The organism is Cellulophaga omnivescoria (assembly GCF_001999725.1).
GTDB classification, from domain to species: Bacteria; Bacteroidota; Bacteroidia; order Flavobacteriales; family Flavobacteriaceae; genus Cellulophaga; species Cellulophaga omnivescoria.
Genome location: NZ_MDDP01000010.1, coordinates 259,342 through 282,606, shown reverse-complemented (window position 1 = coordinate 282,606; position 23,265 = coordinate 259,342). Strand labels below are relative to the sequence as shown.

Genomic DNA, 23,265 nt, shown 5'->3' with positions numbered 1-23,265 from the left:
ACATTTTATTTTGAAAACCATCAACCTAAAAGAAAAACAAAGCAAGTTTAGTGAACAGTGGCATCCTCACCAAATTGCTGTTGTAGACAATATGCAGGTACTTTTAGCCAAATTAAAAGGCGACTTTGTTTGGCACGCTCACGAAAATGAAGATGAACTTTTTCAGGTACTAAAAGGTACACTGTATATGCAATTTAGAGACCGTACAGAAATTGTAAGAGAAGGTGAAATTATTGTAATACCAAAAGGCGTAGAACACTGCCCTAGAACAGAAAACGATGAAGTTGTAGAGGTTTTGTTGTTTGAAAAACAATCTATTTTACACACAGGTACTGTTATTGACGAGAAAACACAAACTGAATATCCAAAAATATAATAATGAAAGTATTGCATTTAGATAAAAACCATCCTTTAATAATAGAACAATTTAAAGGTTTTGGTTTTACGAACGATGTAGATTATACAGCAAGCAAAGAAGAAGTTGAAGCTATTATTCATAACTACGAAGGCTTAATTATACGCAGTAGGTTTCCGTTAGACAAAGCATTTTTAGACAAAGCAACAAACTTAAAATTTATAGGAAGATTAGGTGCTGGTCTAGAAAATATAGATACCGATTACGCTACGCAAAAAGGCATTTTTTTAGCCTCTGCCCCAGAAGGCAACCGTAATGCTGTTGGTGAACATACGTTAGGTATGATTTTATCTTTATTTAACAAGCTAAACAAAGCAGACCAAGAAGTACGTAACGGAAAATGGGACAGAGAAGGCAACCGCGGAATTGAGTTAGACGGCAAAACTGTAGGCATAATTGGTTATGGAAATATGGGCAATGCTTTTGCTAAAAAACTACGTGGTTTTGATGTTGATGTATTGTGTTATGACATTAAAGATGATGTTGGAAACGAAAATGCGACACAGGTATCTCTAGAAGAATTGCAACAAAAAGCAGATGTATTAAGTTTACACGTACCACAAACAGAGCTTACCAAAAATATGGTGAAAAGTACATTTATAAATGGCTTTAAAAAGCCGTTTTGGTTATTTAATACAGCTCGTGGTAAATGTGTAATAACAGCAGATTTAGTGGCAGCACTAAAAAAGGGTAAAATACTAGGTGCTGGTTTAGATGTTTTAGAGTATGAGAAAGCTTCTTTTGAACATATGTTTACAGATAACGAGCTACCAGAAGCTTTTGAATATTTAATAAAATCTGATAACGTATTACTTAGTCCGCACGTAGCAGGTTGGACGGTAGAGAGCAAAATTAAACTTGCACAAACTATTGTAGACAAGGTAAAAGCAAAGTTTTTGTAACTTTAAAACAACCAATACACTGCCAATTATGCAATCTAAAGCCACAACACCAGAACAATACATTAAAGAGCTGCCAGAAGAGCGCAAAGAAGCTGTATCTAAAATTAGAGAAACAATTTTAAGCAATATTCCTAGTGGTTTTACAGAAACTATGAGTTATGGTATGTTAGGCTATGTTGTACCACATACTTTGTATGCAGACGGCTACCATTGCGATCCTAAGTTGCCGCTCCCCTTTATAAATGTGGCATCACAAAAAAACTTTATAGCATTGTACCATTCCGGTATTTATGCAGATTCTAACCTTTTAAACTGGTTTACTAAAGAGTATCCTAAACACTGTAAGCGCAAATTAGATATGGGCAAAAGCTGTATAAGATTTAAAAAGATAGATGATATCCCATACGAGTTAATTGGCGAACTGGCTACAAAAATGACAGTACAACAATGGATAGATTTATACGAGAAAAACACTAAAAAATAAAACCAATATGAAAAGAGTTACAGGCTTAGGAGGATTCTTTTTTAAAACAGAAGACCCAGATAAAATAAAACAATGGTACAAAGACAGACTAGGCCTAGATACAGACCGTTATGGTTGTACTTTTTGGTGGAAAGATAAAGAAGGAAACGATTGTAGCACCCAATGGAGTCCAATGAAAAATGACACTACGTATTTTGAACCTAGCAAATCTTCTTTTATGATGAATTTTAGGGTAGAAAACCTAGTGAAATTATTAGAAGTATTAAAAGCAGAAGGTGTTACTATTGTTGGTGAAATAGAAGAATATAGCTACGGAAAATTTGGATGGATACTAGACCCTGAAGGAAATAAACTAGAACTATGGGAGCCAAAAGATGATGCTTTTAAGTAATAATTAAAAAAAATTACTACATTTAACCCACAATTAAATTAAACCAACACACAAATATTATGTCAGAAGAAAACAAAGATTTTAACACAGAAGCAAAAGAAACAGCTAATGAATTCTCAGAAGGCTTAAACAATATGGCTGGTGGAGAAAACAAGAAAATGCTTGCGGGTATTTTAGCAATATTAATTGGCTCTTTAGGGATTCACAAATTTGTATTGGGCTACCAAAAAGAAGGAATTATACAAATAATAGCAACTGTGGTAACTTGTGGTGTAGCCGGAATTATAGGGTTTATTGAAGGCATTATATACTTAACAAAATCTGATGAAGATTTTTACAACACATACCAAGTAGGTAGAAAGCCTTGGTTCTAAAAAATTAAAACAAATTACAGTACAAAAGGGCTATCTATTTTTTAGATGGCCTTTTTAGTTTACAGACTCATAATCTAGTGGCAATGTATTTGCAATTCTAAGTAAGCCCATATCACCACCAAACAACACTACATCTACAGGAGAATGGTTTCCGTAAGCATCAATATAAAAAGGATTTTGAGTTACCATAATAAAAGAATTACTCCACCTGTTGTACAGTATATTTAAACGTTCTAAAGACTGAACTACTTTAGCGCTGCCATCTTCTATTTTTTCTATTTTGTAATAATCATAAGGCTGTACCTCTAAGCTTTCTTTAAAAATTCTAAATTTTTCTTTTGTTAGTCGCTTTGCAGACAAAGCACGCATAAAATGCAATGTAGAACCAAAATAAGTAAGTTCTCTATTTTTAATATACTTACGTCTTGGTTTTTTATCAATCTCCATAAACAAAGTAGTTCCTGCATAAAATACAGAACCTGTTAGCCTAAAACCATTGGCATTGGTTTTGTATCTAACTTCAAAATCTTGCAAATGATACTCTAAATTATACCCTAAAAATTTATTTTGAACTTTAATAGGCTTGTTAGCATAAGCATATAGTATGTCTTCTTTTTTACTATAGTACAAGCGTACATCATCTTCATTTAAAATTTTACATTTTTGCGCTGGTAAAGTAGTTCCTAAAAATTGATTTCTAAAGATGCGTAATTTCTTTTCTCTACTCCAAGTATCTGGCTCCAATACAACTTCATTTAACTGCTCTACTTCTTCTTGTAAATAAATGTTACCAAGATCTTTTTTACCTACTGCACTTATAATTTTATTTTTATAACCAAAGTAACTTATAACAAGTGGCGCTGTGCTATTTTTTTCTGTAGAAATATTAAAATACCCTTTTGTATTGGTTACAACACCAATAGTTGTACCATCGTAAAAAACAGAGGTGCCAACTAGGGGTTCTTTAGTATTTGCATCTAAAACATAACCCGTAACCGTTTGCTGTGCGTTGACTTTTAAGAAAACAAATGCAAATAAAAAAAAGAGTGTTGTTTTCATTTGCATTTAATATTATTCTGCCTGTTCGTTATTGTGTAGTTTTTGCTCCAATTCTGCCTGAAATTCTTCCATAACAGGTTTTACAGTACTCTCTGGTATATCTGCAATTTTAATATACATTAAGCCATCTACAGAGTTGTTAAAAAGCGGATCTACATTAAAAGCTACCACTTTTGCATTTTGTTTAATGTATTTTTTAATTAAAACTGGCAATCTTAAATTACCTGGTTCTACTTCATCAATAAGTCTATCAAACTTATTTAAATCAGCCTCAGTTTCATCAAAAATAAATTCTTTATCTGCGTCTTTTAATTTTACCTTAAACTCTTTTTTAGGCCTAATATACTGCGCTACATATGGGTCCCAGTAGTTAGATTTCATAAACTCTATCATTAAAGATTTAGAGAAATTAGAAAACTGATTACTAATACTAACACCACCTATTAAATATTTATGCTCTGGATGTCTAAGTGTTGTGTGCACAATTCCTTTCCATAATAAAAACAAAGGCATAGGTTTTTGTTGGTATTCTTTAATAATGTATGCTCTACCCATTTCTATGGTTTGTTTCATCATACCATACAATTCTGGCTCTAACCTAAAAAGATCTTGTACATAAAAACCATCAATACCATATTTATCAAAAATTTCTGCACCTAATCCCATACGGTATGCACCTACAATAGCTTTACCTTCATCATCCCAAAGAAATAAATGGTGATAGTAATTATCAAACTCATCTAAATCTATTGCCTTGTTTGTACCCTCACCTATGGCTCTAAAAGTAACTTCTCTTTGCCTACCTATTTCTTGTAAAATAAATGGCATATCTACTGCTGTAGCTAAAAAAACCTCATAAGACTTACTTTGTAAAAGTCTACAATCTTTTTTGCGTAACTCTTCAATTTCTTTCTCTATTAGTTCTCTACTTACAGGAGTTGCTATTTTTTTTGGTGCCTTAGGTATTTTAAGTGTTGTTGGCACTTTATCTATTAACCTCTCTTTTTCAAAAGCATTAGATAGCATATAGGTTTTTCTACGTAATAGCTCGGTAAAATCTGCCAAACTACTTTGCTCGTTTTGTGTTTTTACTGTTATAGGCTGACCAATTCTAACCTTAATAACTCTGTTTTTTTGCGTAGTAACCTCAGAAGGTAATTTAGCAGTTCTAAAAACATCACTAATTTTAGACAACCTATAAAACAACCTACTATTTTTTGCGTGAAAATAGATAGGAACAACGGGTACTTCTGCTTTTCTTATTAATTTTAAAGCGGTTTCTTCCCAAGGTTTATCTACAATTAATTTACCATCTCTGTAGGTAGACACCTCTCCTGCTGGAAAAATACCTAATGGGTGACCACCTCTTAAATGTAGCATTGCATTTTTAAATCCGGCTAAACTACTTTTTACTTCCTTTCTAGTCTCAAAAGGATTTACGGGAAGTATGTAAGGCGACATTGGCTCTATTCTGTTTAACAGAAAATTAGCCATTATTTTAAAATCTTCTCTATGCTGTAATAATAATTTTAATAGCAAAACACCATCTATACCACCCAGCGGGTGGTTAGATATGGTTATGTATGCACCGTCTTTTGGAAGTCTTTTAAAATCTTCCTCAGGAATCTCAAATTTAATTTGGTAATGCTCTAAAATAGCATCTAAAAAAGCTGTTCCGTTAAGGTGTTTATGGTTGTCATAAAAGGTATTAATACTAGATATTTTAGTCACCTTCATTAACAACCAACCTATAAAAGTGCCAACAAAACCAAACTTATCTACTTTAATGGCTTGCGCAACTTCTTTTGCTGTAACTAATCCCATACATTATATTGTGATAAACAAATATAACTTATTAGTTTTAATGTAAAACAATGTAGCTTATTATAATGCCAATAAGATATTACTTTACCACCAATTGTACGGTTTCTTTAGCTCTTTGTTCCAATAAAATTTCTTTTCCGTTTTGTATACTTTCTATGGCTTTTGTGTTAAAATGACGAATAGTATACAGAGAAACTCCCTCTTGGTGGTTTACCTTAAACTTTCCTTTTAGTTTGTTTAATAAATCTGGTAACTGATCAAACTTATTATCTACACACACAGAAAAACTAATAGCAGAATTTTGTATTAAATCTACCTTCATTTTATGGTCATGCAACAATTTAAATAACTCACTAATGCTATCTTCTACAATAAAAGAAAAATCTAAAGAAGAAAGTTTCATTAGAACTAAGTCTCTTTTAATAATAAAACAAGGTACTTTTGGTTCTATTCCTTCACCTTTACCTACAGTAGTTCCCGCATCTAATGGGTTTAAAAAAGATTTTACACGCAGCGGAATTTCTTTACGCTGTAAAGGCTGTAATGTTTTTGGGTGAATTACAGACGCACCGTAAAAAGCAAGTTCTATTGCCTCTCTGTATGATATTTTGTTTAGCAACTGTGTTTCTTCAAAATACCTAGGATCTGCATTTAAAACACCTGGCACATCTTTCCAAATGGTAACCTCCGTAGCATTTAAACAGTACGCTAATATAGCAGCAGAATAATCAGACCCCTCTCTACCCAAAGTAGTGGTAAAGTTGTTATCATCACTCCCTAAAAAACCTTGTGTAATATTTAGTTTACTTTTATCTATACCTGCAGTAATTTTCTCTTGTGTTTTATCCCAATCTACAATAGCATCTCTGTAATTGTCGCTTGTTTTTATAAACTCTCTAACATCTAACCAGTTGTTTTGTATATTAACTTGGTTTAAATACGCGCTTAAAATTGTAGTAGAAAGCAACTCTCCATAACCAACAACTTGGTCGTACACAAAACTACGTTTTGGTGATTTGTTCCACGCTAAAAACCCTTGCACCTCATCAAACAAAACTTTTACTTTAGTATAAACTTCGTGCTGTGTATTGTCAAACAAATCATTTAAAATGTTTATATGAAAATCTACAATTTCTTGTATTGTTGCCGGCAAACCAGCTTTATTATTAAAATATGCATTAACAACATCTTCCATTGCATTAGTAGTTTTGCCCATTGCAGAAACTACAACTAAAGTATTTGTATGCCCAACTTGTTGTAACACATTTACAACATTTTTTACACCAGCAGCATCTTTTACAGAAGCGCCACCAAATTTAAAAATCTTCATTCTATTATGTTATGTTTTGTATTAGCTAACCTATTACCTATAGGTTTGCTATATAATTTTTAATCCCTTTTTCATCTAAATGCACAACGTCCCAATCTCTTTTTACGTCTGCACCTTTACTTTGGTAAAATTTAATTGCCGGCTCGTTCCAATCTAAAACTTCCCAACATATACGTTTAACACCTTGACTATGGCCGTACTTTATAACCTCATTTAACAACAACGTTCCCACACCAGAACCTCGCATTTTTTGGGTAACAATTAAATCTTCTAAATGCAAAACAGGTCCCTTCCAAGTAGAGTATCTGTTGTAAACCAAAGCCAAACCAACAACTTTATTATTTGCTTCTGCAACAAAACAGTGAAACAATTTATGATCTCCAAAACCATCTAAAATTAAATCGTCTACAGTAACCTCTACCGCTTCTGGTTCTTTTTCAAAAAGCGCCAATTCCTTAATTAAATTAAGCACTTGCGGCATATCTTCCTTGGTTGCATCTCTAGTAATAAACTCCATAATTAATCTCTAATAAACTGCAAAGTAACACGTTTAAGCGACTTTAAATAGCGAAATCGTTGTAGTATCACAAAATTATCGATATTTGTAGTTAAATAAAACACAGCTATTAATGGACAAAAAAAACAAGACTTTAGGAGAATTCATTATTGAAAACCAATCCTCATTTCAATATTCTTCTGGAGAACTTTCTAAACTGATTAACGCCATACGTTTAGCCGCAAAAGTGGTTAACCATGAGGTAAACAAAGCAGGATTAATAGACATTTTAGGAGCCGCTGGCGACACTAACATACAAGGTGAAGACCAACAAAAACTAGATGTTTTAGCTAATGAAAAGTTTATACAAACGTTAAAAAACAGAGAAATTGTTTGTGGTATAGCATCTGAAGAAGAAGATGATTTTATTAGCATTAATAGCCAAGATGAACAACACCAAAACAAATATATTGTACTAATAGACCCATTAGATGGCTCTTCTAATATAGACGTAAACGTGTCTGTAGGTACTATTTTTTCTATTTATCGCAGAGTAACTCCTGTTGGCACACCGGTTACAATTGATGACTTTTTGCAACCAGGAGATAACCAAGTAGCAGCAGGCTACATTGTTTACGGTACATCTACAATGTTAGTATATACAACAGGTGACGGTGTAAATGGTTTTACATTAAATCCAGCAATTGGTACATTTTACCTATCGCACCCAAATATGCAATTTCCAGAAACTGGCAAAATATACTCTGTAAACGAAGGTAACTACATACACTTTCCGCAAGGCGTAAAAGATTACATAAAATATTGCCAGCAAGAAGAAGGAGACAGACCTTACACCTCTAGGTATATTGGCTCATTGGTATCGGACTTTCATAGAAATATGATAAAAGGTGGCATTTACATGTACCCAAAAAGCAGCAAGGCTCATGAAGGCAAACTACGCTTGTTATACGAGTGTAACCCAATGGCATTTTTAGCAGAACAAGCTAATGGTAAAGCAAGTGATGGTAAAGGGCGTATTATGGCTTTAAAACCAACAGAGTTACACCAACGTGTACCTTTCTTTTGTGGTAGCACCAAAATGGTAGAAAAGGCAGAAGAATTTATTGCAAAGGCTAATAAATAAAAATAAAAAACGAGGCAAATGCCTCGTTTTTTTTATACTCTAAAACACTATTTGCTTATTTTCTTACCAGCATAGCATAATCATCAAAATCTAATTTACCTCCAAAAATTACAATAGATCTAGAGATAACTTTATCTGCAGACTCATTAGAATATCCTAAACCAATAGCATATTTTTTTATAAGTACTCTTTCATCATCATCAATATCATGATCTGCAAAAATAATTTTAAACAAATCATACATACGCTCTAAACGTCTGTCTAAACTTGTTGGCGGATCAATTGGGTAAGCCCCAGGGTTTTTCATTACCTCTTTGTACTCAGTTTCAGTAATATCTAATTTACGTGCAAAACGGTCTAAAACAACTTTTTCTGCATCGTTAACCTCACCATCTACACTTGCTAAAGAAGCAATAGATGCAAAGTGTGCAACATTTTTTCTATGTTCGCTATTACCGTATAAATCTTTAAAAGACATAATTTATAATTTAATTTAGATTGCAAATATAATTTTTTGCAATAATAGAACTTCAAAATTTTAAAATTATTTTGGACGTTCGTTAAAACCACTGTTTTTAACGCCGTGCTATACGTTACTAATCCTCGCAAAAAGCTGCGGGTTATTCACTGCTATCACTAACGCAGTAAAATTATAAAACGTAATTACAATTAACCTTTATTTTACCACGCATTGTACTTTTTAAAATTAGCTACAAACTATAATTGTTTAAAATTGTAGCTTTATATTTGCAAAAAATGTATTGACTTTTGGGAAAATCTCTCATTTTAAAATCGTTGGCACAGCTTCCGCAAATGCAGAAACTGCAAACTACTATTGCCAAAAATGAAAAAAACACAACACTTACAGGTTTAATAGGCTCTGCCCTATCCTTTGTTTTAGCTGAAACTTTTAAAGAAGCAGACACTCCTTTTTTGGTTGTTTTTAGCGACAAAGAAGAGGCTGCTTACCATTTAAATGACTTGGAGCAATTGGTAGGCGAAAAAGATGTGCTGTTTTATCCTGGCAGTTACCGTAGGCCTTACCAAATAGACGAGGTAGATAATGCCAATGTACTGCTACGTGCAGAGGTTTTAAACCGAATTAATTCGCGTAAAAAACCAGCATTACTAGTTACGTATCCAGATGCGTTGTTTGAGAAAGTGGTAACCCGTAAAGAACTAGATAAAAACACTTTAAAAATTAAGGTTGATGACACCATTACCCTAGACTTTTTAAATGAAGTGTTGTTTGAGTATAAGTTTAAACGTGTAGACTTTGTTACAGAACCTGGAGAATTTTCGGTTCGTGGTGGTATTGTAGATGTTTTTTCGTTTTCTAACGATGTACCTTACAGAATAGAATTTTTTGGTGACGAGGTAGATAGTATTAGAACTTTTGATGTAGAAACACAATTATCTACAGACAAAGTCACTAAAATTACCATTGTACCCAATGTAGAAAATAAATTTTTAGACGAAACTAGAGAAAGCTTTTTAAAATATATTGCTTCTAAAACTGTCATTTTTTCTAAAAACACAGAGCTTTTACACGACAGACTAGACTCGCTTTACGCAAAAGCAGAAGAAGCCTTTACAAAACTTACAGGCGAGCTAAAACACGCTCAACCAAGTGAGTTGTTTGTAGATTCTAATCAGTTAAAAAAAGAGTTTGATGCGTTTAATGTTATACGCATTCATCAAACAGCAACAAATGCAGACAAGTCTATTGTTTTTCATTCTAAACCACAGCCGTCTTTTAATAAAAAGTTCGACTTGCTTATTGAAAACCTAGATCAAAATCACGCTAATAACCATACCAATTATATTTTTTGTGCTACAGAGCAACAAGCAAAACGTTTTCATGATATTTTTGATGAAGTAGAGCAAGATGTACATTACCAAACTGTAGTTTTACCTCTTTTTCAGGGTTTTATTTTAGATGATATAAAAGTTGCCTGCTACACAGATCATCAAGTTTTTGAGCGTTACCATAAATTCAACCTTAAAAATGGCTATGCTAAAAAGCAAGCTATAACACTTAAGGAACTTACCAAATTAGATATTGGAGATTATGTAACACACATAGACCATGGCGTTGGTAAATTTGGTGGTTTACAAAAAATAGATGTAGAAGGAAAAAAACAAGAGGCTATAAAATTAATGTATAGCGAGCGAGATGTGCTTTACGTAAGCATACACTCACTACACAAAATATCTAAGTTTGCTGGTAAAGACGGTAAGCCTCCTAAAATATTTAAACTAGGTTCTGGTGCTTGGAAAAAACTGAAGCAGAAAACCAAAACCAGAGTTAAACAAATTGCGTTTGACCTTATTAAAGTGTACGCCAATCGTAGACTTAAAAAAGGGTTTAAATACGCACCAGATAGCTATTTACAGCACGAGTTAGAGGCTTCTTTTATTTATGAAGATACGCCAGACCAAAGTAAGGCCACCGAAGATCTTAAAAAAGATATGGAAAGTGACAGGCCAATGGATCGTCTTATTTGTGGCGATGTTGGTTTTGGTAAAACAGAGGTTGCTATACGTGCCGCCTTTAAAGCGGTAGATAATGGCAAACAAGTAGCTGTTTTAGTACCAACAACTATATTGGCTTTTCAGCATCATAAAACATTTGCAGAGCGTTTAAAAGACATGCCTGTAACGGTAGACTATGTAAACCGTTTTAGAACTGCAAAAGAGAAAAAAGAAACACTACAACGCCTAGCAGAGGGTAAAGTAGATATTATTATAGGTACACACCAATTAGTTAATAAAAACGTAGTTTTTAAAGACTTAGGCTTGCTAATTGTAGATGAAGAGCAAAAATTTGGAGTTGCTGTAAAAGATAAATTAAAGTCTATTAAAGAAAATGTAGATGTACTTACGTTAACTGCTACGCCAATCCCAAGAACATTACAATTTAGTTTAATGGCAGCCAGAGATTTATCTACAATAAATACAGCACCTCCAAACAGATACCCAATAGAAAGTCACGTTGTACGCTTTACAGAAGATACTATAAGAGATGCTGTTTCTTATGAAATACAAAGAGGCGGACAAGTATTTTTTATACACAACCGTATAGAAAATATTAAAGAGGTTGCTGGTATGTTACAACGTTTGGTTCCTGATGCTAAAATTGGCATTGGTCACGGGCAAATGGACGGTAAAAAACTAGAGACTTTAATGCTTGCTTTTATGAATGGCGAGTTTGATGTTTTAGTGTCTACAACCATTATAGAAAGTGGTTTAGACGTGCCTAACGCCAATACTATTTTTATAAACAATGCCAACAATTTTGGTTTAAGTGATTTGCACCAAATGCGTGGCCGTGTTGGGCGTAGCAATAAAAAGGCTTTCTGTTACTTTATTACACCACCTTATGACTCCATGAGTACAGATGCCCGTAAACGTATACAAGCTCTAGAACAATTTACAGAGTTGGGTAGCGGGTTTAATATTGCTATGAAAGATTTAGAAATACGTGGTGCAGGTGATATTTTAGGTGGTGAGCAAAGCGGATTTATTAATGAAATTGGTTTTGATGCCTACCAAAAAATATTAGCAGAAACGGTAGAAGAATTAAAAGAAAACGAGTTTAAAGATTTATACGAAGAAGTAGAAGGCAAAGACAAAGTGTATGTAAAAGAAACCCAAATAGACTCAGATTTTGAACTTTTATTTCCTGATGATTATGTAAATAATGTTACAGAACGATTAAACCTTTACACCCAATTAAACCAAATTACCACAGAAGAAGGTTTAGCAAAGTATGAAAAAGAATTGGTAGACCGCTTTGGAGAAATACCTAGTCCTGTTGAAGACTTACTAAACTCCGTTCGTATAAAATGGATTGCAAACAGTTTAGGTTTAGAAAAAATTGTACTTAAAAAAGGTAAAATGATTGGGTATTTTATAGCAGACCAACAGTCAGGATTTTACCAAAGTGCTAAATTCACTAAAGTTTTACAATTTGTACAAGCCAACACCGCAATTTGCAAAATGAAAGAAAAACAAACTAGAGCTGGCTTACGTTTACTTTTAGTTTTTGATAAAATTACTACTGTAGAAAAAGCATTAAAGAGCTTAGCTCCGTTTAACACACATTAAAAATGAACACAAATACTTAGTTTGGTTCGATTTTTGAAAATAAGCTAAGTAACTAAGCAATAACCATTGCTAAAAAGCATACTATGAAAAAAACATTAACTTTATTATTTGCATTTATAGCTGTATCATTAGCAGCACAACACACTATTTCTGGCACATTTTCACCTGCTAAAGAGTATACTTGGCTTATTGCATACCAACTTAAACCTGGCACACAAGTTTATGTTGCAGATACTAAAATAGAAGATGGTAAATTTAAATTAGAATTACCAGCAAGTGCAGCAGCCGGAACTTATAGGTTAGTATACGCGGTCCCGCAAGAAGAGTTTAATTTTGATGTTTTGTACAACGGTAAAGAAGACATTGTACTTAATTTTAATGCTCAAGATGGGGCTACCTACACCACATCTAAAGAAAATAAAATGCTTAATAGTTACTTTTTAGAAATTAATGCACTACAAAAGCAGGTTATTGATTTTTACACCTCTAACAGCACTAACAAAAAAGAACTAGCAAAGCTTTATGATAAAATAAATAGCACACAGGCTAAGTATGAAGCTGATGCTAAAGATTTAATAGCTCTCAATTTTATTAAGGCAAATAAGCCATATATAGCAAGTAATTTTGAGTCTATATATGAGTTTGTAGAACATAAAAAGCAAAACTATTTTACAGCAATAGATTTTAAAAACAAGCAGCTACAAGCCTCTTCTTTTTTAACAGATAAAACACTAAACTATGTATTTACATCTTTGCCGTTAAATAAAATTACAAAAGATGCTACAGAAACAATATTACAGCAAAATGTACAAACTGTAGCTAGTAAACTAGATGGTGTTACTGATACTTTTAAGTTTAGCTTGTTTTATGATATGTGGATTTATGCTGCCAGTGCAAAGTATGATAAAACATCAGATTTTATCTACAGTAATTTCCTAAAAAAATTAGGCTCAGTTACTAATAATCAAGAATTAATAAAAGGTATAGAGGCACATACAAGATTAAGAATTGGTGCAAAAGCTCCAGAAATTACTTGGAATGATGGAAAAAACAGTCTAAGCAAGTTAGCTGCTGCAGACAATTACGTAGTTGTGTTTTGGAGTAGTACCTGCTCTCACTGTTTAAAAGAATTGCCAGAACTTAACAAAGCAATACAACTATATAACAACGTAAAAGTACTTGCTGTAGGCCTAGAAGATGAATACAATTATTGGGACACCGAGTCTGCTAAACTAAAAAGCTTTACTCATGCAATAGCCCTTGGAAAATGGGATAGCAAATATGCAGAATTGTACAACATTTCTGCAACACCTACTTACTTTATTTTAGACAGGGATAAAAAAATTGTAAACAAGCCAGAAACCTACAAAGAAGTTCTAGAATATTTAAATAAAAAATAGTACAAATAGACTTATAAAGCCTTTAGATCTTTTATAGTTTTAAAGGCTACGTCTACCTGCTCATCATTTACTAAAATAGTAAACTCATTGGTTGTAGAAATCACCTCAAAAAGCACAATACCTTCCCAAGCCAAACGCTGAAAAATAAAGTAATAAATACCAGGTACAGATACATTTTCTGCTGGTAGCTTTACTGTTATAGACGATAAATTTTCGGCCTTTTGTGTGCATCTTTCGTGTTTAAACAGTTCTTCCACCGTATTATCTAGGGTGTTGTTTACCACAATATTTAGCTCATTTACACCTCTAGAAGATGTGTAAAAAACGTCTTTATTTTTATTTACTTCTCTAATTAATTTAGTTTGGTTATCTAAGATAGAATCAGACAGTAAAAAAGTAAAATCTGTTAAAGAAGACCTTACGGTAATTTCGCCAATATTTTTTAAAACCTTAACAATTTTGTGTGTTGCTCTAAATTCTAAATCGTCAGACAATCTTTTTAAAGCCATAACAATAGCTCCATTTCTAATATCTTTTCCTAATTCAGATTCAATTTCCGGCTTAATTATTCTAGATAATGAAGTTAAGTTAATAATACTCTGTGCTAAAGCGCTTTGTAAAAAAGGTTTCTTTTTAATGTACTCCTCTACTACTGATGATATTGTTTTCATCTTGTTACAAGTTTAAGTTAATTTTTGGTTGTTAGTTTGTATGTGCTATCAAAAAAATCTTCAATAAAAAAGAAAAAAATACATTTTGATGATTCAAAAATAACAAATTGTTTTAAATGTAACAATTGTAATATGATAAAAATAAGTAGGGTGAATTTTAAAAATGATAAAAAGCATCCTTTAAATGCTCAATTTTTAAATTATCTGCATTTTTAAGAATTGTAATAATATCAAATCTAACCTCTACATCTAAATCATTATCAGCAACATAGTGATCTGCCGCCATTACTAAAAGCTTTATTTTTTTTGCGGTTACCGTATCAGCAATGTTCTGCAATGCCTCACTACTTCTAGACTTAACCTCTATAATTGCAAGTGTATGTTGTTGTTGAGCAATAATATCTACCTCAGCTTTTAAATAGCGATAATTAAGGCGCTTTATAGTGTAACCATTGTCTTTTAAAAATTGTACTGCAAGCTTTTCGCCTTCCTTACCAAACTCATTGTGATTACTCATAAATAAAATTTAACACACAAATTACAGTATTTCATCGAAAAAAAAAGCCTTTCATCATCTAAAACTACTTAATTTACGTAGCTAATAGCGTTATGTTGTTAAATTTTTTAACCATAGATATACTGTTATGTATATTTTAACGTTAAAAATAAACACACAACCCAATAACCGATCAATACTAATGCAATAATTATTATGGAATATTTTGTGAATTGCAACTCTGCATCGCTAAACCCCATAGCTGGCTCACTAGACAAACAAAAAGCTGAACATCTATACAGGAGATTAGGTTTTAGTGCCTCTGTAGACACTATTACTAACGCAGTAGGGCAGAATGTTTCTGCTTATGTAGACAATTTAATAGCTGAGGCTATTAGTATGCCAGGGATTGCAACCCCAACTTGGGCAAACTGGACCGGAGCAGATTATCCAGAGGATAATGATGCAAAAAGTCAAATTACTACACAACAAAAACGCGAGTTCATAAACCTATATATTAATGGTTTAGTTACAAATAATTTAAAAGACAGATTAAGTTTCTTTTGGAGCAACCACTTTGTTACCGAATACAGAAACTATATGGCTCCGCCACTATTATACAGGTATGTAGATTGTTTGCAACGCAATGCAATAGGCAACTTTAAAGATTTTGTAAGAGAAATAGGCCTTAACGATGCAATGCTTTTTTATTTAGATGGCGTATTTAATAATGGAAACAACCCTAACGAAAACTATGCTCGTGAGTTGTATGAGTTATTTACTTTAGGCGAGGGTAATGGTTATACAGAAGAAGATATTATAGAAACTTCTAGAGCATTAACGGGTTGGGTAGAACGCGGTGAAGAAAGATACACTCCTATTACTTTTGACCCTACAAAGCACGATGCTGGAACTAAAATAATTTTTGGTCAAACAGATACTTTTGATTATGATGGGGTTATAGACAATTTATTTGACCAAAGAGAAGAAAAAATTAGCTGGTTTATTTGTAAAAAACTTTATGAATTTTTTATTCACCCTGATTCTGATGATGAAGAAAATAATGGGAATGCAAAGCAAATTGTTAGTGAGTTAGCCGTTGTTTTTAGAAACAGTGGTTTTGAAATAGCAGAAGTATTAAGAGTACTTTTTAAAAGTGAACATTTTTATGATGAGGAAGCTGTAGGTGTAATTATAAAAAGTCCGTTTGATATTTATGTTAATTTAATAAACGAAACAAACTTTGCGTTTGATGAGGATACAATTGCAAGCGTAGAAAACACGTGTAGACTATTAGGACAGGAAATTTTTAACCCTCCTGGAGTAGAAGGATGGTACAGAGATAGGTACTGGATAAACACCAATTTTATGATTGGACGTTGGTTGTCTGCAGAACTATACTTACAAACTGCATACAATGCAAACTCTGAGCAATTTAGAGAATTTGCCATTTCTGTTACACCCAATGCATCTACAGAAAGCAGTCCAGATAGAGTTACAGATGCCATTTTAGGTAAATTATTACCAAAAGGTATTGCTGCAGATGAGTTACAAAATGCGTATGATGTATTTAGAGATGATGCACTTGTACAATATTACGCTCCGCCTGAAGGAGACGGCACCTGGAACTTATATTACCCAGGCGCAGAAGTATTAGTTTTTCAGCTTATGATGCATATTATTAGACAACCAGAATTCCAATTAAAATAACCATTTATTATGTGCAATACAAATTCTAAAGTACAACATGCAGACAAAGAGGCTCATGACTTAGAGCATAAAAAATGGAACAGACGTTCATTTTTACAAGCAATGGGTATGGTTGGCTCTGGTTCTATGCTATTAGGCAGTAATGTTTTAAACGCTTCGGCCAAATCTCCCTTATCTACTGCAATTGCAGATGCAGAGTCAGACGGTAAAGTTTTAGTTTTAATAAGACTTGCAGGTGGTAATGACGGTTTAAGTACTGTTATACCAATAGAGCAATATGATACGTACGCAAATGCAAGACCAAATATTTACATACCAGAAAGTAAGGTTCTAAAATTAACCGATAATTTTGGTGTGCCGTCATATATGACATCTCTAGAACGTATGTGGGGAGAAGGCCAATTTAAAGCTGTGCACGGTGTTGGATATGAAGGTCAGAGTTTATCTCACTTTACAGGATCAGATATTTTTGCCAATACCGACTTAACAACCACAGGTTTTTCTGGAGAAAATACAGGTTGGATGGGTAGACATTTTGAAGAATTATATCAAGATTATTTAATAAATCCTCCAGAAGCTCCTGCTGCCATTCAAATAGGACAATACGGTAGCTTAGTATTTCAGGGAGAAGAAACTAATTATGCCTTTGTTACTAGTAATATTAACCAACTAGAACGTATTGCAGAAACAGGTAACCAGTATGAAATAGCAGACGAAACCATTTTTGGTGACTGTATGTATGGTGACCAAATTAAATTTTTAAGAGGTGTTGCAAACACAACTTATGAGTACTCTGGCAAAATACATGAAGCTTATGAACGTGGTGAGGCATTGGGTTGTGGTATAGAATACCAAGACAATAGTTTTGCTAGACAATTAGCTGTGTTAGCTAAACTTATTAAAGGAGGTTTAGGCACAAAAGTATATATGATTTCTATGGGTGGTTTTGATACACACGGAAATCAGCCATTAGCGCATGAGCGTTTAATGACAAATTTATCTGTTGCAGTAAGTGATTTCTATCAGGATTTAGCCTGTACAGATCAAGACGACAAGGTTTTAAGTATGACTTTCTCTGAGTTTGGACGTAGAATTTACGAAAACGGATCTAACGGTACTGATCATGGTAAAGCCAGTCCTACCCTATTTTTTGGTTCTGCTTTAAATGGTAGTGCCTTTGTTGGTGATCATCCATCGTTAGATGACCCCAACGAAAGAGGAAACCTAGAGTACACAATGGATTTTAGAGATTTGTACGGTACTGTTTTAGCAGAATGGTTATGTGTACCTAGAGAAGCTGTAGAAAGGCATTTATTAGGGCGCACTTATGTGCCAGTAGATTTAGGTTTTAGTTGTAGTGGAGAAGATTTTCCGGATATTGCAATTGATGATGAAACGCCTGTTTTACCAGGTCCTGGTGACGGTGGCACGGATCCTACAGAACCAGACCCTGTAATAGAAAATATGGTAGTACACAAACCATATTATCCTACAAAAGGAAACCCAACAATACATTTAGAAATGCCTTTTACGGCACATGTAGATATCCAAATTTATAACATTTTAGGGCAAAACATAGGCACGGTATACAATGCTATGACTACTGAAGGAGCCCAAGAAATTAACATTAGAGAACGCTTACCTGTAAACCTTGCTACCGGCAAATATATATACAGAATAAGTGTTAAAGACCAAAAAATGAGCAAATCTGTAATGGTATCCTAAATAGTTTACGTTACAATTAATGTTACTTTAATGCACCTTCAACTTACGTTTTAGGTGCTTTTTTATGCCAATTTGGTATTGTTTTTTTTGGTTTTAAAATCTAGCTCCTTTTTAACTCTAGAGTTTTTGTTTTTGTACACACGTGTAATATCATCTTTAGCTTTAGTTGTGTCTTTTATAGCATCTAGATCTACAGACTTTAAAATATCTTTACGTACTGGTTTGCCACTCATAACTTTATCTTTTTTATACTATTACAACTAAAAAATACAGCATATATTTTAAATAATCGTTGTAATGCCACAGTTTTTAAAAGCAACAAGCGCCTGTATCACGTATTTATTTCTATCTTTTTCTTTAGTACTGCTGGCAAAAATGTATTTTTGTGCTTTAATTCAATTTTAATGGCACAGCAAACAAAAACACCAAACAGATATACAATTACAGCAGCATTACCCTACACAAACGGACCAATACATATTGGGCATTTGGCAGGTGTATATGTTCCTGCCGATATTTATGCACGTTATTTAAGAGGAACAAATAAAGACGTTGCCTTTGTTTGCGGTAGTGATGAGCACGGTGTAGCTATTTCTATGAAAGCCAAAAAAGAAGGTATTACACCTAAAGAAGTTATAGATAAATACCACGCAATAATTAAACAATCGTTTTTAGATTTTGGAATTACGTTTGATAATTACTCGCGCACATCTGCACAAGTACACCATGATACAGCTTCTGAGTTTTTTAAGAATTTGTATGACAAAGGTGATTTTATAGAAGAAACCACAGAACAATTGTATGACGCAGAAGCTAAACAGTTTTTAGCAGACAGATTTGTAATTGGCACCTGCCCTAAATGTGGTCATGAAGAAGCTTATGGTGACCAGTGCGAAAATTGCGGGTCTACCTTAAATGCTACCGAGCTAATAAATCCAAAATCTACAATATCTGGTGCTGTACCAACATTAAAAGAAACAAAACACTGGTTTTTACCTTTAGATAGGTACGAGGACTTTTTAAAAGAATGGATTTTAGAAGGCCATAAAAATGATTGGAAACCCAATGTTTACGGACAATGCAAATCTTGGATAGATGATGGTTTAAAACCACGTGCAGTAACCAGAGATTTAGACTGGGGAATTCCAGTACCTGTTCCTGGTGGCGAAGGCAAAGTACTGTATGTTTGGTTTGATGCTCCTATTGGTTACATTTCATCTACAAAAGAATGGGCTGCTCGTGAGGGTAAAGACTGGGAACCGTATTGGAAAGATGAAAACACAAAAATGCTTCATTTTATAGGTAAAGACAATATAGTGTTTCACTGTATTATTTTTCCTAGTATGCTAAAAGCACACGGAGATTTTATTCTACCGGAAAACGTACCAGCAAATGAGTTTTTAAATTTAGAAGGCAATAAGTTATCAACCTCTAAAAACTGGGCTGTTTGGTTGCATGAGTATTTAGAAGATTTCCCAGATATGCAAGATGTGTTACGTTATACATTAACTGCAAATGCACCAGAAACTAAGGATAACGATTTTACTTGGAAAGATTTTCAGGCACGTAATAATAACGAGTTGGTAGCCATTTTTGGTAACTTTATAAACAGAGTTGTGGTATTAACAAACAAATACTATAACGGTGTTTTACCTACTCCTGCAACATTTTCTGAAATAGATACAGCTACTTTAGAAGAGGTTAAAAAATACCCAGAAATAATTTCTAGTTCTTTAGAGCGCTATAGATTTAGAGAAGCCGGACAAGAATTAATGAACCTTGCCAGACTTGGTAACAAGTACTTAGCAGATGAAGAACCTTGGAAAGTTATTAAGCAAGATGAAGAACGTGTAAAAACCATAATGTTCGTTGCTTTACAAATAGCATCTGCATTGGCTGTACTAAGTGAGCCATTTTTACCTTTTACATCTGCTAAACTTAAAAACATTTTAAATATAGCTGCTACAGACACAACTGTAGAATGGAACACCGTTTCTACCTTAGATGTGTTATTACCAGCCGGACATACAATTAACAAAGCAGAGTTATTGTTTAGAAAAGTAGAAGACAAAGAAATTGAAGCTCAATTAGCAAAATTAGAAGCTACAAAAAAAGCAAACTTACAAATGAATAAAGAAGTAGCTGCGCAAAAAGACACCATTACTTTTGACGATTTTACAAAGTTAGACATGCGTGTGGGTACCATTATAGAAGCTGAAAAAATGCCAAAAGCCAAAAAACTATTGGTTTTAAAGGTAGATACTGGTTTAGATACCCGCACTATAGTATCTGGTATTGCAGAAAGCTTTACTCCGGAAGAAATTGTTGGTAAAAAAGTTACCGTTTTAGTAAACCTAGCTCCAAGAGCTTTACGCGGTGTAGAGAGTGAGGGAATGATTTTAATGACAGAGAATGCAGATGGCAAATTAGTTTTTGTGAACCCAGATGAAGATGGTGTAAATAGTGGTGAAACAATAAATTAATTTTGTAATTTTATAAAAAGAAGAAAATTATGTTATCAAAAAATATAGAAAAAGCACTTAACAATCAGATAAAAATAGAAGCAGAATCTTCTCAAATTTATTTAGCAATGGCTTGTTGGGCAGAAGTTAAAGGGCTAGAAGGTGTTGCTGGCTTTATGTACGACCAGTCTAACGAAGAGCGAGACCATATGCTAAAACTGGTTAAATTTGTTAATGAGCGTGGCGGACACGCACAAATTTCTCAGCTTGCGGCACCAAATGTTACCTTTAATTCTTTTAAAGAAATGTTTGAAAAACTTTTTGAACACGAAGTATTTGTATCTAACAGTATTAATGAGTTAGTACACATTACTTTACAAGAAAAAGATTATGCCACACATAACTTTTTACAATGGTACGTATCAGAACAAATAGAGGAAGAAGCTATGGCACGTACTATTTTAGACAAAATAAACCTTATTGGAGATGATAAAGGTGGCTTGTATTTGTTTGACAGAGATATACAGCAAATAACAGTATCTACAGCCTCTACAGAAAATCCGCAATAAGTTTAACAAAATAATTTTATTTAGATTAATTTAAAATAACTACTTTTGCCTTACTATTTTTAGGCATAAGTAGTTATGGGCAAAAAAAAGGATAAGAAAAAGGAAAAAAAAGCATTAAAAAAATTACTAAAGGCAACAACTCCAAAAGTTGCTGATAAGGTAAAAAGTAAATGCTGTAAAAAATACAAGAAATCTGAAAGCAAACGTTGTAAAAAATGTCCTTGTTTTGATTTGCTTAAAAAAGTAGCATAAGACTACGCACTTCATCTAATTTACAGTTTTTTTCACATCTAGTTAATACAACATCTAGTATCTTTACATAGTATTTAGACTACAAATTTATTGCATTATCATTTTATGCAAATGAGTTACTATGTGGTCTAAAAAAACAGTTATTTCGTATATACAAAAACAAACAAATATTATGAAACAGTTAATAGTACTACTACTTGCAGTAAGTTTAGTTTCTTGCGGAGCATCAAAAACCGTTAGAACATCAAAAAAAGTAATTAAAGGAGAATGGACACTTAGCAACATATCTTATAGTGAAGCTGGTGAATATAACGTTACCCTTTTAAACGATGTCTCTAAAGAGTGTTTCCAAGGCAGTTCTTGGTCTTTTATACCTAACAACAATACTGGTAAGTATAGCATAAACAATGCAAATTGTGCTACTGGAGAACGTAATTTTATTTTTACTATTCAGGAAATTGATGAAACTACAGGTTTGTACGACTTTTTAATTAAGCCTACAGACGCAAGAGGTAAAAGTCAAAACAACGTTGGTTTTAGGTTATCACTCGCCTTGTTAACAGAGTCTAATATGACCTGGACACAAACTTTATCTGTAGATGGAAAACCATTTACAATTACAATGAATTTTACCAAAGCAACTTTGTAATAAACACAATCCATTAATTATTTAATAATTTAAAATAACCTTATGAAAACAATAATAAAAAAGATAGCTACAGCAGCATTTGCATTACTATTAATGGCAAATTTTACAAGTTGTGATGCTGTACAAAACGCAAACAACAAACAAAAAGGTGGTGCAATTGGTGCTGCTGGTGGTGCAATTTTAGGCGCTATAATTGGCAATAATGTAGGCAAAGGAGGCAATGGCGAGCTAGGTGCTGTTATTGGCGGTGTTGTTGGTGGTGGTGCTGGTGTGCTTATTGGTAACAGAATGGATAAGCAAGCACAAAAAATTGAAGAAGAAATTCCGGGTGCACAAGTAGAGCGTGTAGACAATGGTATTGTTGTAACTTTTGATGAAAACAGTGGTGTATTTTTTGACACAGCTAAATACAACATTAACGGTGCTTCTAAAACATCTTTAAACAAATTAGCTAATGTATTTATAGAGTATCCAGACACTAATATTTTGGTTGTAGGCCATACAGATAGTTCTGGTGCTGCAGATTATAATATGACATTATCTAAAAACAGAGCAAACGCTGTAACATCATACCTAACAGCAAAAGGAATTGCTGCAAGCAGATTTACTACAGAGTGGTTTGGAGAAGAAAAACCAACACATGATAATAGTACTCCAGAAGGTAGAGCAAAAAACAGAAGAGTTAACGTTGCAATTTTACCTAATGAGAAAATGATAAATGATGCTAAAATGGAATCTGGCGAAAACTAGAAAATTTATAGCACATAAATTCGATTAAATCAATTGAGTTAAATATATTAGA

22 protein-coding genes are annotated in these 23,265 nt (G+C 33.2%); 14 read left to right on the top strand and 8 right to left on the bottom strand.

Going from position 1 to position 23,265, the window contains the following annotated elements:
* Nucleotides 1-10: 10 nt before the first annotated feature.
* Genes BFJ87_RS06305 through BFJ87_RS06285 form a run of 5 tightly spaced genes read left to right on the top strand, consistent with a single transcriptional unit; the run spans nt 11 to nt 2,566 of the window.
* Entirely contained in the window at nt 11-376 is a 366-nt protein-coding gene (locus BFJ87_RS06305; RefSeq protein WP_077401528.1) for a cupin domain-containing protein, read from the top strand.
* Between the two features lie 2 nt (nt 377-378).
* Nucleotides 379-1,317 carry a 2-hydroxyacid dehydrogenase gene (locus BFJ87_RS06300; RefSeq protein WP_077401525.1) on the top strand — a complete coding sequence of 313 codons (939 nt, stop codon included), beginning with the start codon at nt 379-381 and terminating at the stop codon, nt 1,315-1,317.
* Between the two features lie 28 nt (nt 1,318-1,345).
* Nucleotides 1,346-1,801 carry a DUF1801 domain-containing protein gene (locus BFJ87_RS06295; RefSeq protein ID WP_077401522.1) on the top strand — a complete coding sequence of 152 codons (456 nt, stop codon included), beginning with the start codon at nt 1,346-1,348 and terminating at the stop codon, nt 1,799-1,801.
* 7 nt (nt 1,802-1,808) lie between these two features.
* Nucleotides 1,809-2,192: a VOC family protein gene (locus BFJ87_RS06290; protein WP_077401519.1), complete on the top strand. Its 384-nt coding sequence runs from the start codon at nt 1,809-1,811 to the stop codon at nt 2,190-2,192.
* 59 nt (nt 2,193-2,251) lie between these two features.
* Nucleotides 2,252-2,566, top strand: a complete 315-nt coding sequence (locus BFJ87_RS06285) for a TM2 domain-containing protein (RefSeq protein WP_245799595.1) — start codon at nt 2,252-2,254, stop codon at nt 2,564-2,566.
* A gap of 54 nt (nt 2,567-2,620) precedes the next feature.
* On the opposite strand, the gene BFJ87_RS06280 is transcribed toward BFJ87_RS06285, so the two are convergent.
* From BFJ87_RS06280 to BFJ87_RS06265, 4 genes are all read right to left on the bottom strand, one after another.
* The gene (locus BFJ87_RS06280) at nt 2,621-3,625 is read right to left on the bottom strand and encodes a carboxypeptidase-like regulatory domain-containing protein (protein ID WP_171974475.1); all 1,005 of its coding nucleotides are present in this window, start codon (nt 3,623-3,625) and stop codon (nt 2,621-2,623) included.
* 12 nt (nt 3,626-3,637) lie between these two features.
* The gene (locus tag BFJ87_RS06275) at nt 3,638-5,449 is read right to left on the bottom strand and encodes a GNAT family N-acyltransferase (protein WP_077401513.1); all 1,812 of its coding nucleotides are present in this window, start codon (nt 5,447-5,449) and stop codon (nt 3,638-3,640) included.
* Nucleotides 5,450-5,528: 79 nt separating this feature from the next.
* Complete coding sequence (locus BFJ87_RS06270; protein ID WP_077401511.1) at nt 5,529-6,779, bottom strand: aspartate kinase; 1,251 nt, start codon at nt 6,777-6,779, stop codon at nt 5,529-5,531.
* 37 nt (nt 6,780-6,816) lie between these two features.
* Complete coding sequence (locus tag BFJ87_RS06265; protein ID WP_077401508.1) at nt 6,817-7,296, bottom strand: GNAT family N-acetyltransferase; 480 nt, start codon at nt 7,294-7,296, stop codon at nt 6,817-6,819.
* Nucleotides 7,297-7,408: 112 nt separating this feature from the next.
* Here BFJ87_RS06265 and fbp point away from each other — a divergent pair, with 112 nt between their 5' ends.
* Complete coding sequence (fbp, locus tag BFJ87_RS06260) at nt 7,409-8,419, top strand: class 1 fructose-bisphosphatase (RefSeq protein WP_077401505.1); 1,011 nt, start codon at nt 7,409-7,411, stop codon at nt 8,417-8,419.
* 55 nt (nt 8,420-8,474) lie between these two features.
* Here the strand turns inward: fbp and BFJ87_RS06255 are convergent, their stop codons facing one another.
* Entirely contained in the window at nt 8,475-8,897 is a 423-nt protein-coding gene (locus tag BFJ87_RS06255; protein ID WP_077401502.1) for a tellurite resistance TerB family protein, read from the bottom strand.
* 335 nt (nt 8,898-9,232) lie between these two features.
* Here BFJ87_RS06255 and mfd point away from each other — a divergent pair, with 335 nt between their 5' ends.
* Together mfd and BFJ87_RS06245 are read left to right on the top strand one after the other, a co-directional pair.
* Nucleotides 9,233-12,529, top strand: coding sequence for a transcription-repair coupling factor (mfd, locus tag BFJ87_RS06250; protein ID WP_245799594.1), 3,297 nt, complete (start codon nt 9,233-9,235; stop codon nt 12,527-12,529).
* Between the two features lie 83 nt (nt 12,530-12,612).
* Nucleotides 12,613-13,929, top strand: a complete 1,317-nt coding sequence (locus tag BFJ87_RS06245) for a TlpA family protein disulfide reductase (RefSeq protein ID WP_077401496.1) — start codon at nt 12,613-12,615, stop codon at nt 13,927-13,929.
* 11 nt (nt 13,930-13,940) lie between these two features.
* Here the strand turns inward: BFJ87_RS06245 and BFJ87_RS06240 are convergent, their stop codons facing one another.
* Nucleotides 13,941-14,600: a hypothetical protein gene (locus BFJ87_RS06240; RefSeq protein ID WP_013621306.1), complete on the bottom strand. Its 660-nt coding sequence runs from the start codon at nt 14,598-14,600 to the stop codon at nt 13,941-13,943.
* Nucleotides 14,601-14,757: 157 nt separating this feature from the next.
* Nucleotides 14,758-15,117 carry a YraN family protein gene (locus tag BFJ87_RS06235; protein ID WP_077401493.1) on the bottom strand — a complete coding sequence of 120 codons (360 nt, stop codon included), beginning with the start codon at nt 15,115-15,117 and terminating at the stop codon, nt 14,758-14,760.
* A gap of 195 nt (nt 15,118-15,312) precedes the next feature.
* Here BFJ87_RS06235 and BFJ87_RS06230 point away from each other — a divergent pair, with 195 nt between their 5' ends.
* Together BFJ87_RS06230 and BFJ87_RS06225 are read left to right on the top strand one after the other, a co-directional pair.
* Complete coding sequence (locus BFJ87_RS06230) at nt 15,313-16,806, top strand: DUF1800 domain-containing protein (protein WP_077401490.1); 1,494 nt, start codon at nt 15,313-15,315, stop codon at nt 16,804-16,806.
* A 9-nt stretch (nt 16,807-16,815) separates the two neighbouring features.
* Entirely contained in the window at nt 16,816-18,531 is a 1,716-nt protein-coding gene (locus tag BFJ87_RS06225) for a DUF1501 domain-containing protein (protein WP_077401487.1), read from the top strand.
* A 62-nt stretch (nt 18,532-18,593) separates the two neighbouring features.
* Here BFJ87_RS06225 and BFJ87_RS16870 read toward each other — a convergent pair whose 3' ends face one another.
* Nucleotides 18,594-18,764: a hypothetical protein gene (locus tag BFJ87_RS16870; protein WP_171974474.1), complete on the bottom strand. Its 171-nt coding sequence runs from the start codon at nt 18,762-18,764 to the stop codon at nt 18,594-18,596.
* Nucleotides 18,765-18,935: 171 nt separating this feature from the next.
* On the opposite strand from BFJ87_RS16870, the gene metG reads away from it, so the two are divergent.
* The 4 genes from metG to BFJ87_RS06205 all read left to right on the top strand — a co-directional run bounded on the left by metG (nt 18,936) and on the right by BFJ87_RS06205 (nt 23,213).
* Nucleotides 18,936-21,014: a methionine--tRNA ligase gene (gene metG, locus BFJ87_RS06220; RefSeq protein WP_077401484.1), complete on the top strand. Its 2,079-nt coding sequence runs from the start codon at nt 18,936-18,938 to the stop codon at nt 21,012-21,014.
* Between the two features lie 29 nt (nt 21,015-21,043).
* The gene (locus BFJ87_RS06215) at nt 21,044-21,562 is read left to right on the top strand and encodes a ferritin (protein WP_077401481.1); all 519 of its coding nucleotides are present in this window, start codon (nt 21,044-21,046) and stop codon (nt 21,560-21,562) included.
* Between the two features lie 424 nt (nt 21,563-21,986).
* Nucleotides 21,987-22,463 carry a lipocalin family protein gene (locus BFJ87_RS06210; protein ID WP_077402239.1) on the top strand — a complete coding sequence of 159 codons (477 nt, stop codon included), beginning with the start codon at nt 21,987-21,989 and terminating at the stop codon, nt 22,461-22,463.
* Between the two features lie 42 nt (nt 22,464-22,505).
* The gene (locus BFJ87_RS06205; protein WP_077401477.1) at nt 22,506-23,213 is read left to right on the top strand and encodes a YiaD family glycine zipper/OmpA-like lipoprotein; all 708 of its coding nucleotides are present in this window, start codon (nt 22,506-22,508) and stop codon (nt 23,211-23,213) included.
* The last annotated feature ends 52 nt before the right edge of the window (nt 23,214-23,265 follow it).